Here is a 15744-nt window from a genome sequence, read left to right on the forward strand (position 1 = left end):
TGATAAATATTCCCAATATGAAACTTATATCTCTATAAAAAAAGAAGTAGCTATCATGCTACTCCTTTTTGCTTTGTTTCTCATATTGTTCAAACGTATGAATTCTTTCAAAAATTGGTGGGTGCGTGTATAAGAAAAATTTCACTAACGCAGGCGGATTTACTTGGCTTAAACTTGTTTTTGATAAATATTGAAAAGTTTTCACACCAGATTTCCCATCCTTCGTCATATTTAAAGCATATTGATCTGCCGCTCTTTCTTCTATACGTGAAACATAGTTTGTTGCTGGTTGTGCTGCAAAAGAGAGTATAGAAGAAATTAAGAAAAATAAAGGTAAAATGGAGAAACATGCCACTTTTGAAATTTGCAATGTATCTCCCCATTTGCGAATACACATATTTATAATACGACTAATTAAAAACATACCTATAAACGATAGCAATACATAACTTGCAACGCCAAAATATATATGTTTCATAACATAATGCCCCATTTCATGGGCCATTATAAATAAAATCTCTTTATCTTTTAACTGCTTAAGTGTTGTATCCCACATTACAATACGGGCGTTAGGGCCAATTCCTGTTACGTAAGCATTTAATGCATTCGTTTTTTCTGACATATTTACTTCATATACGTGTTTAGCAGGAATGTCCGCTTTGTCTGCTATCGCTAAAATTTTCGTTTCTAATTCTTTATTTTTCAGCGTCGAGAAGTCGTTATACAGTGGATCAATAACGACAGGCTGTATGAATGTTAAAAAGATTGTAAATGGAACAGAGAGCGCCCATCCTGCTAGCCACCATCTCTTCGGAAATTTACGGATAAGCCATAATAGAACGGTAACTACGATTAACATAGTCGCATAACTTTCCCAAAAACCGATAACATGATCTTTTATCCAGCTTTGTGTACTTTGCGTTGAAATGCCGTAATCAACGGACACTTTCCGGCCAATCCATTGCATCGGTAAGGCAAGCACTGTTGTCAATAATGATAAATAAAAGAAATAAATCGCAACTTGCAAAACACTTATTTTAGTCGTTTCCTTCGACCATTTCTCAAACTTTCTTGAAATACCTAGCACAAGTACAAATAATAAAATAATCCATTCAAGAGGCGTCGCTAAAAAGTATAGTAAATTTTTCACGCGCGAATAATCTTGGCTTAGCGTAAGCTCTCTAGCACTCATAAACGTTTCTGGATCTGCACTCGTTCCCTTATACATGTCCGGAATAAGTTCATGATTCCATCCAAATAAATACCAATATATAAGTAACGCAAATCCAACGTACAAAAAAAGCGACCAACCGATAACCTTCCTCACGCTATTCCCTCCTCTATGCTGCCTGTCTATTATTATTGTAAGTTCGTACACGCTAAATTAGAACAAGCTTATTATGTGAATTGCTCTGGATCTTTTTATTTACATAAAAAAACTCTTCTACATAAGAAGAGTTTTACCTATCTTTAAACACTTTCTTCGGTTCATAATCCGGAATAAGAATCGCACTTACAAACCAGCACGTACCCTACTTGCTTTTTAGATAACATAAAAAGCCTCTTTAAGGAAGTACATCTATTAATAAACTAAAATCTTGTAAAGAGAAAGAACTATATTTCATAATACCCTGTACAGCTAAAAGTAAAACAAGACCGATCACACACATATAGTTAACGCTTTCTTCATTCTTTTTTTCAGTAACGACTCCACCACTTATACATAAAATCCCCAACAAATGGAGCGCTAAATACATGAAAAAGTAAGCTTCCTCCCAGCGCAAAATAACATTCACTGTCGTTATTAACACTAGACTAAGTAAAATCAAATAAAAAAACTTATTTGATGATATCGTTTCATTCATATAATTTTATACATCCCTTTCAAATTTCGAATTAATGATGTTTCAAAGCTATAAAGTAAATGATTGTTTTCATACCATAAAACAAAAGGAAAGCCACCATTACTTTCTCGAATACTTTATGAATCCACATATACTTCTCTTCATTCTTTTTGAAGATGCGCTTCATCATTTCTTCTACAATTAGACCAAATATTAGTAAAACCCCGAACACAATAAGAAGAGAAATAATATTTTCTTTTAAATGAGTACTAGAAAATACGTAATACTCTGGAAACACAATCGTATCTACTACAGGTTGAAGCCAATGACAAACGCTTTTATCACACATATCTGTAATAGACGTAGAATCTATAATGTCTTTTAATATTTTTTCAACCGTCTTCTTCATCTTATTTACTCCCGACTACATCTGAAAAGCTCTTTTCCTGCTCTGCATATATAACTGGCACTTCTTTACTCCAATATTTACGATTAACAAATAAAAAGATAAGTACTAAGTTTAATCCTGTTATAAAAATAAGAAGTCCAGGAAAGAATGTCGTATAATTTGAGAAATCGGCAAAACTCATAATTTTTTCTCTACTTATTAGAAAAGACGCACCTATTACAAATGCATTGTTTAACATATGTATTGCAATTGGCATGAGTAAACTTTTCGTACGAATATATACGATTGACAATACGATGCTGAATATGGCTGCACCGAGGAAATCAACATGTAACAACGCAAACAATATTGCTACAACGATGGTCGCTATGCTCGTTCCCCATTTTGTTGCAAAACGTTGAAGTAAAAATCCGCGAAAAACAAATTCCCCGATAATTGGTGCGATGAATACGACCCTAATGACTTGAGATACATATCCCCCAGTACTATCTACAATTGGTTCATGCAGGGCGTTCATAATAAAGTCCGGTGTAATCCATGCAAAACTATACATATACAAAATAAGATACCCGTAACTAAACATGCATAACATAACCGTAATGTATAAAACTTGTACCAAGTTAAATGTTTCATTTTTATTAACAAATAATGAAAATGAAATGTGGTGCTTTCTATACTCATAAGAAATCCATACCATCGGAAGGATATAGAATATAAGGATATTTATAAAAGAAGAATTTTGTATATGAAATATACTTGTTAGCAAATCGCCACTACTTCTCGCTATTAAAATTAATAGTGCAAATACAATTAAAAAATATCTAGCTCGCATCACTTGAAACGGGTTCACACTCATCTCCTCCCCTATGTTACTTTTATCATATCATTTGATTCTTAATTTTTTGCGAAAGAAAACCTTAAAATTTCCTTAAAAATTCCATAAGTTACAAAATGATGATATGATATTCGAGAAAATTAGGAGGGATGTTTATGTACCAAGCAAATATTTTACTCGTTGATGATGAAACAGCAATTTTACAATTACTAACTACCATTCTTGAAAAAGAAGGCTTTTCTCATATTACAACTGCAACATCAGCTGAAATGGCTTTATCTCTAACTAAGCAAAACAATTACGATTTAATTATTTTAGATGTAATGCTTCCTGGACAATCTGGTTTTGATATTTGTCCAATCATTCGCCAACAAACAGATTGTCCAATTTTCTTCCTATCAGCAAAAGCATCTGATTTAGATAAAATATCCGGATTTTCATACGGTGCAGATGATTATATTACGAAACCATTTAATCCATTAGAAGTAGTAGCACGCATGAAAGCACAGCTTCGGAGACATATGAAACAAACCGTACCACACGAACAAAAATCACACTCGATTTCATTTGGAAGATTTGAAATTGATCAGCACTCTGCAGAACTAACAGTAGATGGGCACATTGTCGAATGCTCCGCTCAACTCTTTCAACTACTACTCTTCTTTTGCGAGAATCCGAACTACGTATTTTCGAAAGAGGAAATATACGAAAAAGTTTGGGGAGCACCTGCCTATAATGGCGATGACAACACTGTTATGGTCCACATTCGAAAACTACGTGAAAAAATTGAACATGATCCAAGTAAACCAGAATATATAAAAACCGTTCGCGGGCTTGGTTATAAGTTCGTTACAAAGTAGGGTGACGATATGAATTTTAATAAACGACTTATTATTCAATTTATCATGCAACACGTTTTTGTTTTAGTTACATTACTTATCGCTGTAGTTGCTGCTTTTACTTATTTAATTTTTCTTCTTACTAGTACTTTATACGAACCTAACATTCCAGATTCTGATAGTTTTACAATTTCAAGATACATCTCTTCAGAAGATGGGCATATTTCGTTACAATCTGAAGTGCAAGATTTAATAAAGGAGAAAAATGATTGGCTCCAAGTTGTAGATGAAAACGGAAAAATCCTCTACCACTTTAATACACCAAATGATGTTCCGAATGCTTATACGAAGACATCTTTAGTCGCATATATACAACATCATATCGAAAGTAATTATAAATTTACATATTGGGAAATTGAATTAGAAGAAAAGAAAGTACTTGTTATTTATGGTGGTATGTTAAAAAGCAATGCGTTACTGACAGCAATTCAAAAGGATCACTCCTCTTTAACGATGGATTCGTTCACATTAACAGATCAAGAAAAACAGTTACTGTCTAAAGAAAAAGCAGCACTTCAAATATTTAATCAAAATGGCGAAGAGGTTTTTGCCTATCCAGCTGGAAAGAAAAAAACATTTTCAGCAATACAAATCGCCCTTAATGAAAAAGAACCGTGGAATCATAAAGAAAATACGTCTAGCTTTTACGATGCAAATAGTGGCAACCTTCTCGTTGTAACTGCAAAAAATGAGCACTACTATCCAGGTGACGAAATTGAAGATGTATTTACTAAGAAGTTTCTCATCGGATGCGGATTAATCCTTCTTATCGTATTTGTTTATTTAGTCATTCTTTCTATTTGGTACGGTAATAAATTCGGGAAACCGTTATTACATGCGATGCGCTGGCTTAAAAATATCGCTGGTGGAAAGTATGAAGAACCTATTAGTAAAAAAGGAAAACCCGTCAGGTTCCGGCGATCTGGTAAAGAAAAATGGTCATTCCGTTTGTTTAGAGATGTAACAAGTTCACTAGAACACCTTTCTATTACACTCAAAAAAAATGATGCGATGAGGCAAGTCCTCCAGCAAACACGAGAAGAATGGATTACCGGTCTAACACACGACTTAAAAACACCACTTAGCTCTATATATGGCTACGCATTATTACTCGAATCGAATCAATATAACTGGACTGATCGTGATATTCAGCAATTTGGTAGTGTTATGAAAGAGAAATCTCAATATATGACGACATTAATTGATGATTTAAGCTTAACGTATCAATTAAAAAATAACAGCCTTCCTGCCCAACACGTAAACGTTGAAATCAATCAGTTCGTTCAAAAAGTGTTATTGCAATTTATTAACAATCCAACACTCCAAAATCAAAATATTGAATTCGTACCGAGCTCAAATAAAATTCAATATTTCATTGAAGAAAAATGGTTCCAGCGTATTATCGAAAACTTACTCGTAAATGCTGTAAAACATAATAACGAAACAACTACTGTCATCGTAAAATTATCACAAAACGCTAATTCCTTTACACTCTCCATTTCAGATGACGGAAAAGGAATGGATGAAAAAACGAAAGAACTTCTATTTGAACGATATTACCGCGGAACAAACACAGAAGAAAGCAACATCGGAACTGGACTTGGCCTAGCCATTACAAAACAGCTCGTTCATGCTCATAACGGAACAATTTCCGTTGATAGTGCACTCGGAAAAGGAACGACGATTATTCTTGTATTTCCGTTTCGTTCGTAGGAAAGACGCTATGTGGCGTCTTTTTTCTTTTCTAGGATGATTTTACTGTAATTGAAATTATGTGGATCGTTTTTTTTGAGGTGTTTTAGAGGTATATGAAATTATATCGGCGATTTTTTGAATATATCAGCGCAACTCGAATTATATCAGCGATTTTCTAGATATATCGACTTACCGACAAAAACCGACAATACTAACCTGCTTCCCTACTATACAAAGTAAAAATAAAACTATTAACAAATACATTTCTAAACTGTTATACTATAAATAGAAGTATAAACTAACTAAGTTTTGCATAAAATGAAGTAGACGAGGTGCTTCCAACACCCCGTCACTGCAACTAATTACCGCAAGGTGGAAGGTTGCAACTAAAGCTTATTTGCGCTTAGAAGACTTCCCACGCTTCGCAGGCAGACGGGTGGTCTTCTTTTTGCGCTTTTTTGCCGTTAATTTCTTAAATGCAAAAACTATACCTTCTCTAGCTATAGTTTTTGTAATTTCCAACAAAATTTGCAAAAGAAATTCCATACGATTACACCTCCTTTCTTCACAAAATGAAGAAAGGGCATAACCTTCCACCCGCAATATTTAATTGCTACTTTATTTTACCATTTTCATATGTATTACAGATAAAACAATACAAATTTAACAATCCACTTATAAAAAAGCGAACCATCTCCCAATGATTCGCTCTTACCCTATTATTTTTTCTTCACCGGTATCCAAAGCTCTACTTGTGCAAACTCACTCTTATCTTCGTGACAACGCTCATCGTACAGTTCAAACTCTGTAACTCCGCAATGTTCATACCCTGAATGCGGGAACCATTCTGAGAATACTGCATTCCAAGTTTGGTGGATAGACGATACCATTTCTTCATGAGGAACTTTCGGCGTTGTAAATACTGCATATGTTGCTGCCGGGAAAGTACGCTTTGCAATTTCATTTGGTACATTTTCAAAGTCTGTAACTTCCATTCCGATAATATAAGTGAAGTCTCCTGTTTCTAAATTAAAATCAGTACATAATCCAAGCTCTACCCATTGGCTCGTATCTTTACGATTCGGAATCGTCGTTCCAAGATCTTTTTGTAAATATTCTTGCCAAAATGCTGGAATGTCTTGATGGTTTTTCCCTTCTTTACTTGTCGTCTTCAGTTCATAACCCGCCACTAAAAATTCTGGTTTATTTACAATACGATATTCCATTTGTATGCCTCCTAAATACGGATTTAATTTTCTTTGCTTTACATTCACTCTGTAATACATCGGTGTTTCGATTTCTTGTTTTCGATATTCACTCGGTGTCATTTGAAATAATTTTTTAAAGGCTCTCGTGAACGTTTCGTGAGATTGAAAGCCATGTTCAAACGCGATATCAATAACTTTTTCATCCGTATGAGAAAGTTGATAAGCTGCCCGGGCTAACCTCCTCTTTCGAACATACTCCATTACCGTATCACCTACTAACGCCTGAAATACACGATGAAAATGAGACTCAGAAAAACCTGCAACCCGCGCTAAATTACGCAGCGTTTGTTTTTCCATTACATCTTCCTCAATATAATCAATTGACCTTTGAATTTGTGTTTCATAGCTTTCCATCTCTGTTCACCCGCCTTATATGTATTATGATAAAAGAGAACGCAATCCAATTCTTGACGTTTTTTACTATAATTCCATAAAAAATTGTAACTTTTTTATATGTATTTCGTTGTTATATATGAAGGGAGGGAAATGTAGTGAAACGCAAACAATCATTAGAAGAAATTTACTCAGAGCATATGCAAGATTTATTTCACTATCTTCTCTCCCTAACCGGAGATTCCCACTATGCGGAAGATCTCATGCAAGAAACATTTTACCGAATGCTCGTCCATATTGACTATTATAAAGGAGAAAAAATTAGGCCGTGGTTATTTACGATTGCCTACAATGCCTTTATCGATTGGTATCGTAAAGAAAAGAAATATAAAACAACAGAAGTTGCAGAATTCCATTTACCAAACGTGCCAAGTACAGAACATGAATATTTCGTAAAACATGAGATTGCTAGTTGGTTAGACAGTTTATCTTCTCTTCCGCTCGAAAGACGAAATGCCCTGCTACTACGAGATTACTATGGATTCTCCTATAAGGAAATAGCAGAAATGACTGGTCTCTCATTAGCGAAAGTGAAAATTGAATTACACCGCGGACGGAAAGAAGCGAGAAACATAGAGGAGTGATACAGATGGGTTGTGCAGCATTTAATAAACTATGGGAGAAGTACGAAAAAGGAACACTCACACGTGATGAACAAGAAGAATTAGAAAATCATATAGAGACTTGTGAGGAATGTGAAGTGTATTTGGATGAATTGCTTACGAAGAGTGCACCGATCAAGAAAAGACTACCACCACAAAATCTTAATGTCCCATTTTGGAAAATAAAATGGAAACAGCGTTGGCAAACTGTTAGTTTTGTTCTTGCTGTTTGTATAGCAATCTATTTTATCGGTCATTTTTCATCTTCTTTTTACTTCTATAATATGAAAAAGTTAGTCGAAGTAATTGAGATTCCATCACTCGCACTAGAAGCAACAATGCCAAATAGTCGTTCCGCTGGAGGCAGCACAAAGATTAAACCCTTTTTCCGTACAGAAAATGAAATGGATTTATATAAAACGGTCGGCAAAAAAGAAATTCCAATCGGTACAGTAACAACGCGTAGTTTCTTGTCGTCTGTAACTGTCTCAAATCCATCTTGGGAAAATAAAACCTATTCAAAAAAACTTTCCTTTGTTCATCCGAAAATAAAGCAAGGAGACCATTTAAAGGAAGTATCAAAAAAGGTATGGGGTACTCTTGGGAAGGTAGACGATGGAACCGTTGCAGAAGTAGCGATATCTTTCGATAAATCTTACACTTTACAAGAATTAGAATCTCTTTTATATAGCGTATTTGAAGCGCAAGAAATGCCGCCAACTCCTGTATGGTACGCTTTAGACACAGGACAAGAAAGAATAAATGAAGAAGATTTTATCCTACATGGCGGAGAGGTTATCGGATTTCGAGAGCATATAAATTTCCCTGATAATGAAGCAAAACGACCAAAGACAAAAGAAGATGAAGTAATAGAAATGATGCGTATTCTTTCTGAACATAAAGAAACTGTAAGTAAAACTACTCGAACTCATGAAAAAGAGCTGAACTTAGATAATCGCTATCAGTATGTAAACGATAACGGTGTAAAAGTATACGGAATTGTTATTACTGGCCCGTCGAAAGAGTTATTAAAATTACAAAACTCCCCGCACGTACGTTATGCGACTCTTGGAGATATTGAGATTTGGAATTGGTTTGACCAGTAATGTGAAACAAGTAGAGCATCTAGAAGTGATGCTCTACTTGTTTTATTCCCTCTCCACAAACTTCCAAACTAAAAATGCTGCACATAGATAGGAAAGCCCAATAACTAAAAAACTATAGCTTGCCCCTCTGTACCAATTCGATGATTCATTTAAAATGATTCCCATAATCGCTATACCGACTAATGCACCAATTTGACGATTTACATTTAAAGTTGCTCCAGCCATATTGCCATTTTCACGACCGGCAGATTTCATTACAATTGTAGTCATGGCAGGTACTGCTATACCGATTCCAAGATTAACAACACTGTAAATGAGTGCAATTCCTATATAACTCACATTTTTCACTAGAAACATTAATAATACAGATCCTATACTAGCTATAAATAACGCTATGAATAATAGCAAGTTTGAGCCAAACTTAGTCACCATTTTTGCAAATAATAAATTTCCAATAACAAATACACTCATCATCGGCAATAGTTGTAATCCTGCTACAAATGGACTTGCTCCGTATGCTTTTTGTAAAAAGAGTCCAAACATAAATATTCCGCCAAATAAAGCAAAGTTTATTAGAAACCCAACTATATTCGCTGAGGTAAACGTCTCGTTTTGGAACAACACTCTTGGCACAACCGAGTTTTTTGACTTTCGTTCTGCATAAACAAAGAGAATAGCGGTTAATACCGTCCCTACTATTCCTCCTAAAATTTGAGACGAGGACCATCCATAACTTGGACCTTCAATTAGAGTAAACGCCAATAATGTTATTGCAATTATACCGATTAAATGATTCGCTACATTTATTTTCTCCTTTTCCGGTAAAACATTTGGAATAATTACAAAAGCCACTACAATACCAATCATCCCAATTGGAAGGTTTATAATAAAAATGCTTCGCCAACCAAATGTATTTACTAAAAGGCCACCAATAAAAGGACCCGTACCAGAAGCAATGGATACAATTGCCGACCATATACCAAACATTTTAGCTCTCTTCTTTTCATCCGGGAATGATACTACTAATAAACTAAGTGAACTTGGCATAAATAAAGCCGCTCCAACACCTTGAATTACCCGCCCCATAACAAGAATGTTCCCAGTTGTAGCAATCGCACATAAAAGAGATGCGAACACAAAAATAATTAAACCAATCATATATATTTTTTTTGCTCCAAATCGATTGGCTAATGACCCCCCAGCCAATAATAATGCCGCAAAAGATAAAATATATCCGTCGACAATCCATGTCGAACTATACAATGCCAGTCCTAATGTTTCTTGAATATTCACCACTGCAACATTTACTACTGTTACATCTAACGTTGCCATAATAAATCCTATTGCCAAAGCAATTAAAATGATAATACCCGATTTCTCTTTTGTTTGAACATCTGAATTTCTACTAGCCACCCCACCCACTTGCTAACTCCCCTTCCGAAAATTAGTAATTTACCTATATATTCCTTTAGAACTATAATAAAGAAAGTACTTTAATTATAAAAGTACTGATTTTTTATATAGTACCTATACTTTTATATAGTAAGGAGTGTTTATATGGAAAATAAAAACGATGAAATTTTATTGAAATGTCCCATTGAAAAAACAATGTCTGTAATAGGTGGAAAGTGGACTTTCTTAATTTTAAGAGATTTGTTCTATAGTCCTAAACGTTTTGCTGAGCTTGAAAGACGTCTAAGTGGCATTAGCCCACGCACACTCTCTCTTCGCTTAAAAGAACTTGAACAAGAAAATATTATAAAGAGAAAAATCTATTCAACTATGCCACCTCACGTGGAATATTCACTAACAAAAAAAGGCGAAACACTCCGTCCTATTTTTGACGCGATGAAGGACTGGGGAAATGAATGGAAAATATTGGATGAATAAAAAGAAGGTATCATCTTATGTGATGATACCTTCTTTTTGCTAATCCGCAATCACTTTCACATACATCCCTCTCACCGCTTTTTCATAAGCGACCCCACTCATCTTCCTTATGTTTTCTGACACAACAGACGATAGAACAACTTCACCTTCTCGAAGTAACGGCGGATCAATGAGACGAACTTTATTTTTCTTATGTAGATCATAATCGTTTCTATCTTCTTTTACTTTTACATTTGGATGAACTTTGCTTAATAAATCTTCTACTTCGGGGTCATTACATTGCTGCAATTTCGAAATAAGCTCATCATCTTCAAGGAGAAAATCATCTGCATGAATGACCTTTTTATGAAGAGCTAACTTTAACGTTTTCGCTAACATCTCATTTCCGTAAATATTAATTGGCTTCATAAAAAAATCGATTACATCTTTGTAATACGTTTCTGTAAACCACTCTGCCATTTCAATACTTTGAAGAACCATTTTCCCCTCTACTGCGATGACATCCTCTAAAAAACTGTGAACTTCTTCTAAAGAAATATACCCATATGTATACATATCTCGTAATGTATAATCCACTCGGTCTGCGCATAATTCTGGTGCTGACCTTTCTAGTAATGTCCACTTCGAATCATCTAATAAAATATCTTCATAGTTATAACCATGCTTCGCAAGGATCGCTGGAATTTCTGATTTTTTCACAACAGAACTAAATATCTCTTCATGGTAACTTTCATCTTCATTATCAAAAACGTAATCAATCACGTGGGAAAAAGCAGTATGCGATACGTCATGCAGTAAACCAGCAATCTGTTCTTCTACTGAACCACCTAGTTTTTTCACTAATAACATAACACCCACTGAATGCTCAAAACGAGTTACATTCCATTTCTCGTTCATTAAGTAACTTGCGCCTGCTTGATGAATTCCCTTTAGTCTTTGCATAGGCTTACTTAAAAATAATTCTTCTAGCACTGCATCCACTTCAAATTTTCCGTATAGTACATCTGATATGATCACTTACAATCCCCCTTTTCAAGCAAAGTCTTTTTATATTATCTCTTTTTTGAAGAAGCGTAAATATACTATTCTGCAATTTGAATATAAACGTTTTGTTTTTATAAAAAAAGCAGGTTCTCCTATTCTTATCAAGTTCAATCATAAAAAAGAAAATATTTTCACACCCCCTCTTTTTTGTTTTAATAGATTTATACATACATATTTATTAAAGAAAAAAGCAACGAATAGAGTCAATTAGAAACTGACTTACAATTATAATATGAAAGGTCGGATAACTATGGACAGTTATTTTCCAAAAGCGGGGAAGTTAATTGGCGGTATCATTATGCTTATTATCTTGCTTTCATCTCTTTGGCTTATATGGATTGGAGAAACGAACATTCGTTACAGTGGAGATCATAAGGGCACAATCCCTTTTTGGTACAAGTGGATCCCTGTTATTGTCGGTATACTCCTTGTCCGTTTCCTACCATTTCATCATAAAAACTATAATCCCCTTCAACAATTTGAACCAAGGTGCATCATAATTCAAACTGCTATCTTATTCTTAAGTGGCTCCCTCTTCACGATTTGTCTTCTCACCACGAACTTTGAAGGAATGGCATTACAATTGTGGTTTATGATATTTAAAATTATTTTATTATTATTCACTCCATTAATGCTGCTTTTGTTTTATAAAAAAGAACGACCAAAGCAAGTAAAATCAACAGGGGATATTAGATGGTATCAGTTTACACCACTTATTGTCATTATAATCTGGGGTTACTTCAACTTCTTTTCTATATTCTCTACACCATTTGTTTCAATGAAAATGGAACCCACGATTTTAATCTCCATTTTACTTGTAGGGTTTCTTATAAATAGTCTACTTGAAGAGATTTTTTATAGAGTTTGGTTGCAAACACGTTTGGAATTATTACTAGGTACTTGGCCGGCTATTCTTCTTACATCATTGTTATGGGCAAGCTGGCATATCGCATTACATGGCTCTGGTCATTGGGATATTGATACAGCTACGGTCATTGTGAACCTTGGTATCGTAGGTCTATTCCTTGGATATTTGTGGGCGCGTTATCGTAAGGTATGGGTAATTATTATTGTTCATGGATTAATTAATGCACATCCACAACAACTAATTGAGATTATATTTAAGTAAAGAGCGCGATTGAGAAATAAAAAATAAAAGGGATTATACATGATTAATATGTATAATCCCTTTTATTTAACCTTATTCAAACGTAACTTCTACCTGCACAATCTCCGACCTACTTCCAAGTCTAAGCGGTGGTCCCCAAAAGCCAAATCCAGAAGAAACAATCGCGTGGAATGCGCCTTTTTGTGCGTATCCCCAGTCTAGCTCGTACATTCTTCTCGTTACAATATGATTGGGCGCCATTTGTCCGCGGTGCGTATGACCGGATAATAATAAATCTACACCTGACGCTGCTGCTTGTTTCAACTCAAATGGCTGGTGATCCATTGCGATAACAGGCATCGATTTATCTACCGTACTCATTAATTGTTCAAAGCTTCGGCGATCTCGCTCTGTTTTATCTCTTCTTCCAACGAGATAAAAGTCATCTTCAATTGTAATTACTTCATCTAAAAGAATACGAATATCAATCTTATCCATCTCTTGTAAAAACTCTGGAACTGCTCTGCCGTAATATTCATGGTTTCCTAATACGCCATATACGCCTAATGGTGCTTTCATTTGTTTCATGATTGGTCCCATATTCTTTTGAATGAACACACCTGGATGATCGTCGATAATATCACCTGGCAGTAAAATAATATCAGGTTCCATCTCATTTACATGACGAACAAGTCTTTTTAAATGCGAAACGCCAGACAGTTTACCGAAATGCATATCAGAAGCCATCGCAATGCGTAAACTTTTACGCCCCTCTACCTTTTTCGGTATGTGCACCTCGTACTTTCTTACTACCGGACTATACGCATTAAATACTCCATACGCAAAGATAAAGATAAATGCAACTATCACAGCCGCCCCTGTCCAAATAATTGCCGCTTCTTTCTCTACTGAAAACTGTAAAAGAAAGACCATAATATTAGCTAATGGCAACAACATAAGCGCATATTGTATGACCGCAAACCAAATTGAACCGATCGTTCGCAGAAATGGCAAAAACTTAAACACTTGCACGAGAATGTACGCATATGAAATAAATGCGACTATGAAAGCATAATATCCCCAAGATTCCCAGCCAAATACCGCATGAAGCCAAACCCATCCGTTCCAGCCAATGTAAAACATAAGTAGTGTGTATATAATTAATATCGTAAATATATTGAGATAACGAAGATTCTTCACAACTAGCCTCCTTATTCATTTCTTCTATTATATCTTGTTATGCACTTATAACGTAAATATTAAGCGCTTCAATCTTCAGAATAAGAACATTGATAAACATATTGTCTTAAAATTTTTAAGAACGGCTGTAATGGACATTTTTGAGTCTTAAGCGTTGGATGAAATTCTATTATCTTTATCCTTCAAAACTCACCTATGCAATTATGCATAACCATCCATTCCGTTTTATTTTCATGTTACGATATAAATGTAATACGACATATATCGACAAAGATAAAAGGAAGTGATTGTATGAAACGTTCTAAAACATACTTAAAATGTTTAGCATTATCCGCTGTTTTTGCTAGTAGCGCTGTAACTCTTTCAACACCTGCTGCTTATGCTCAAACAACATCACAAGTTGTAACAGATATCGGACAAAACGCAAAAACACATACGAGCTATAATACATTTAATAATGATCAAGCTGATAATATGACAATGTCTTTAAAGGTAACTTTTATCGATGACCCAAGCGCTGATAAACAGATTGCCGTTATTAATACAACTGGTAGTTTTCTAAAAGCAAATCCTACTATAAGTGATGCACCTATTGATAACTACCCAATCCCTGGCGCTAGTGCAACATTACGTTATCCTTCACAATATGATGTTGCATTTAACCTTCAAGATAACAGCGCTCGTTTCTTTAACGTAGCACCTACAAATGCTGTAGAAGAAACGACTGTAACATCTAGTGTATCTTATCAACTTGGTGGCTCTGTTAAAGCTTCTGTAACGCCTAATGGACCTAGCGGTGAAGCTGGTGCAACTGGTCAAGTCACTTGGTCTGACTCTGTAAGCTATAAACAAACTAGTTATAAAACAAATTTAATTGACCAAACGAACAAAAACGTAAAATGGAACGTATTCTTTAACGGATATAACAATCAAAACTGGGGTATTTACACACGTGACTCCTATCATTCTTTATATGGAAACCAACTGTTCATGTACTCTCGCACATACCTATATGAATCTGATGCAAAAGGTAATTTAATACCGATGGATCAATTTCCAGCATTAACAAATAGCGGTTTCTCTCCTGGTATGATTGCTGTTGTTATCTCTGAAAAAAATACAGATCAATCTAACTTACAGGTCGCTTATACAAAACACGCCGACGACTACCAACTTCGTCCAGGCTACACATTCGGAACTGCAAACTGGGTTGGAAACAACGTAAAAGACGTTGATCAAAAAACATTTAATAAATTGTTCACACTAGATTGGAAGAATAAGAAATTGGTAGAGAAAAAATAAAGTGAAACTTTAATGAGTGAGGGGCTTCATCCTCCACTCATTATTTTATTAGTTAAATCAATCGGGTATTAACTGGTATTTTAAAATTTCACATGTTATATTGTGATGCACATTTTGGAATTAATGCAGCAAAATATATAAAGATTGTA

16 protein-coding genes and 1 pseudogene are annotated in these 15744 nt (G+C 34.9%); 8 read left to right on the plus strand and 9 right to left on the minus strand.

Annotated features, from left to right (window positions below; translation table 11 throughout):
- Positions 1-58: 58 nt before the first annotated feature.
- From ACTFO4_RS21380 to ACTFO4_RS21395, 4 genes are all read right to left on the minus strand, one after another.
- Positions 59-1327, minus strand: coding sequence for a M48 family metallopeptidase (locus ACTFO4_RS21380; protein ID WP_001233314.1), 1269 nt, complete (start codon positions 1325-1327; stop codon positions 59-61).
- 238 nt (positions 1328-1565) lie between these two features.
- On the minus strand, positions 1566-1865 hold the full coding sequence (locus ACTFO4_RS21385) for a DUF2101 family protein (protein ID WP_001006050.1): 300 nt from the start codon (positions 1863-1865) through the stop codon (positions 1566-1568).
- Positions 1866-1896: 31 nt separating this feature from the next.
- On the minus strand, positions 1897-2253 hold the full coding sequence (locus ACTFO4_RS21390; protein WP_000754338.1) for a hypothetical protein: 357 nt from the start codon (positions 2251-2253) through the stop codon (positions 1897-1899).
- Position 2254: 1 nt separating this feature from the next.
- Positions 2255-3103 carry a CPBP family intramembrane glutamic endopeptidase gene (locus ACTFO4_RS21395; RefSeq protein WP_001067987.1) on the minus strand — a complete coding sequence of 283 codons (849 nt, stop codon included), beginning with the start codon at positions 3101-3103 and terminating at the stop codon, positions 2255-2257.
- A 140-nt stretch (positions 3104-3243) separates the two neighbouring features.
- On the opposite strand from ACTFO4_RS21395, the gene ACTFO4_RS21400 reads away from it, so the two are divergent.
- A complete protein-coding gene (locus ACTFO4_RS21400; RefSeq protein ID WP_000283871.1) occupies positions 3244-3948 on the plus strand; it encodes a response regulator transcription factor in 705 nt (234 codons plus the stop codon).
- Positions 3949-3957: 9 nt separating this feature from the next.
- The gene (locus ACTFO4_RS21405; RefSeq protein WP_001010450.1) at positions 3958-5700 is read left to right on the plus strand and encodes a sensor histidine kinase; all 1743 of its coding nucleotides are present in this window, start codon (positions 3958-3960) and stop codon (positions 5698-5700) included.
- A 375-nt stretch (positions 5701-6075) separates the two neighbouring features.
- Here ACTFO4_RS21405 and ACTFO4_RS21410 read toward each other — a convergent pair whose 3' ends face one another.
- Complete coding sequence (locus tag ACTFO4_RS21410) at positions 6076-6228, minus strand: hypothetical protein (protein WP_326234784.1); 153 nt, start codon at positions 6226-6228, stop codon at positions 6076-6078.
- A gap of 173 nt (positions 6229-6401) precedes the next feature.
- The gene (locus tag ACTFO4_RS21415; protein ID WP_000446855.1) at positions 6402-7304 is read right to left on the minus strand and encodes an AraC family transcriptional regulator; all 903 of its coding nucleotides are present in this window, start codon (positions 7302-7304) and stop codon (positions 6402-6404) included.
- A 137-nt stretch (positions 7305-7441) separates the two neighbouring features.
- On the opposite strand from ACTFO4_RS21415, the gene ACTFO4_RS21420 reads away from it, so the two are divergent.
- Both ACTFO4_RS21420 and ACTFO4_RS21425 read left to right on the plus strand, forming a co-directional pair.
- A complete protein-coding gene (locus ACTFO4_RS21420) occupies positions 7442-7927 on the plus strand; it encodes an RNA polymerase sigma factor (RefSeq protein ID WP_326234783.1) in 486 nt (161 codons plus the stop codon).
- Between the two features lie 5 nt (positions 7928-7932).
- A complete protein-coding gene (locus tag ACTFO4_RS21425) occupies positions 7933-9051 on the plus strand; it encodes an anti-sigma factor (RefSeq protein ID WP_326234782.1) in 1119 nt (372 codons plus the stop codon).
- A gap of 42 nt (positions 9052-9093) precedes the next feature.
- Here the strand turns inward: ACTFO4_RS21425 and ACTFO4_RS21430 are convergent, their stop codons facing one another.
- On the minus strand, positions 9094-10473 hold the full coding sequence (locus ACTFO4_RS21430; RefSeq protein ID WP_440014484.1) for an MFS transporter: 1380 nt from the start codon (positions 10471-10473) through the stop codon (positions 9094-9096).
- A 135-nt stretch (positions 10474-10608) separates the two neighbouring features.
- On the opposite strand from ACTFO4_RS21430, the gene ACTFO4_RS21435 reads away from it, so the two are divergent.
- Entirely contained in the window at positions 10609-10941 is a 333-nt protein-coding gene (locus tag ACTFO4_RS21435) for a winged helix-turn-helix transcriptional regulator (protein WP_064532861.1), read from the plus strand.
- Positions 10942-10980: 39 nt separating this feature from the next.
- On the opposite strand, the gene ACTFO4_RS21440 is transcribed toward ACTFO4_RS21435, so the two are convergent.
- A complete protein-coding gene (locus ACTFO4_RS21440; RefSeq protein ID WP_326234780.1) occupies positions 10981-11958 on the minus strand; it encodes an HD domain-containing protein in 978 nt (325 codons plus the stop codon).
- A 277-nt stretch (positions 11959-12235) separates the two neighbouring features.
- Here ACTFO4_RS21440 and ACTFO4_RS21445 point away from each other — a divergent pair, with 277 nt between their 5' ends.
- Complete coding sequence (locus ACTFO4_RS21445; protein ID WP_326234779.1) at positions 12236-13114, plus strand: CPBP family intramembrane glutamic endopeptidase; 879 nt, start codon at positions 12236-12238, stop codon at positions 13112-13114.
- Positions 13115-13186: 72 nt separating this feature from the next.
- Here the strand turns inward: ACTFO4_RS21445 and ACTFO4_RS21450 are convergent, their stop codons facing one another.
- A complete protein-coding gene (locus tag ACTFO4_RS21450) occupies positions 13187-14293 on the minus strand; it encodes a metallophosphoesterase (RefSeq protein WP_440014483.1) in 1107 nt (368 codons plus the stop codon).
- 34 nt (positions 14294-14327) lie between these two features.
- Here ACTFO4_RS21450 and ACTFO4_RS21455 point away from each other — a divergent pair.
- Together ACTFO4_RS21455 and cytK2 are read left to right on the plus strand one after the other, a co-directional pair.
- Positions 14328-14441: pseudogene (locus tag ACTFO4_RS21455) on the plus strand (TetR family transcriptional regulator); the annotation flags it as partial.
- A 143-nt stretch (positions 14442-14584) separates the two neighbouring features.
- The gene (cytK2, locus tag ACTFO4_RS21460) at positions 14585-15595 is read left to right on the plus strand and encodes a beta-channel forming cytolysin CytK2 (protein ID WP_326234777.1); all 1011 of its coding nucleotides are present in this window, start codon (positions 14585-14587) and stop codon (positions 15593-15595) included.
- The last annotated feature ends 149 nt before the right edge of the window (positions 15596-15744 follow it).

The organism is Bacillus cereus group sp. MYBKT14-1, assembly GCF_051915185.1.
In the GTDB taxonomy this organism is placed as follows: Bacteria; Bacillota; Bacilli; order Bacillales; family Bacillaceae_G; genus Bacillus_A; species Bacillus_A cereus.

Coding starts and splice junctions, on each gene's coding strand:
- ACTFO4_RS21385 (WP_001006050.1), bottom strand. CDS start 1,865: ATGAATGAAACGATATCATCAAATAAGTTTTTTTATTTGATTTTACTT.
- cytK2 (WP_326234777.1), top strand. CDS start 14,585: ATGAAACGTTCTAAAACATACTTAAAATGTTTAGCATTATCCGCTGTT.
- ACTFO4_RS21425 (WP_326234782.1), top strand. CDS start 7,933: ATGGGTTGTGCAGCATTTAATAAACTATGGGAGAAGTACGAAAAAGGA.
- ACTFO4_RS21445 (WP_326234779.1), top strand. CDS start 12,236: ATGGACAGTTATTTTCCAAAAGCGGGGAAGTTAATTGGCGGTATCATT.
- ACTFO4_RS21415 (WP_000446855.1), bottom strand. CDS start 7,304: ATGGAAAGCTATGAAACACAAATTCAAAGGTCAATTGATTATATTGAG.
- ACTFO4_RS21390 (WP_000754338.1), bottom strand. CDS start 2,253: ATGAAGAAGACGGTTGAAAAAATATTAAAAGACATTATAGATTCTACG.
- ACTFO4_RS21410 (WP_326234784.1), bottom strand. CDS start 6,228: ATGGAATTTCTTTTGCAAATTTTGTTGGAAATTACAAAAACTATAGCT.
- ACTFO4_RS21435 (WP_064532861.1), top strand. CDS start 10,609: ATGGAAAATAAAAACGATGAAATTTTATTGAAATGTCCCATTGAAAAA.
- ACTFO4_RS21400 (WP_000283871.1), top strand. CDS start 3,244: ATGTACCAAGCAAATATTTTACTCGTTGATGATGAAACAGCAATTTTA.
- ACTFO4_RS21405 (WP_001010450.1), top strand. CDS start 3,958: ATGAATTTTAATAAACGACTTATTATTCAATTTATCATGCAACACGTT.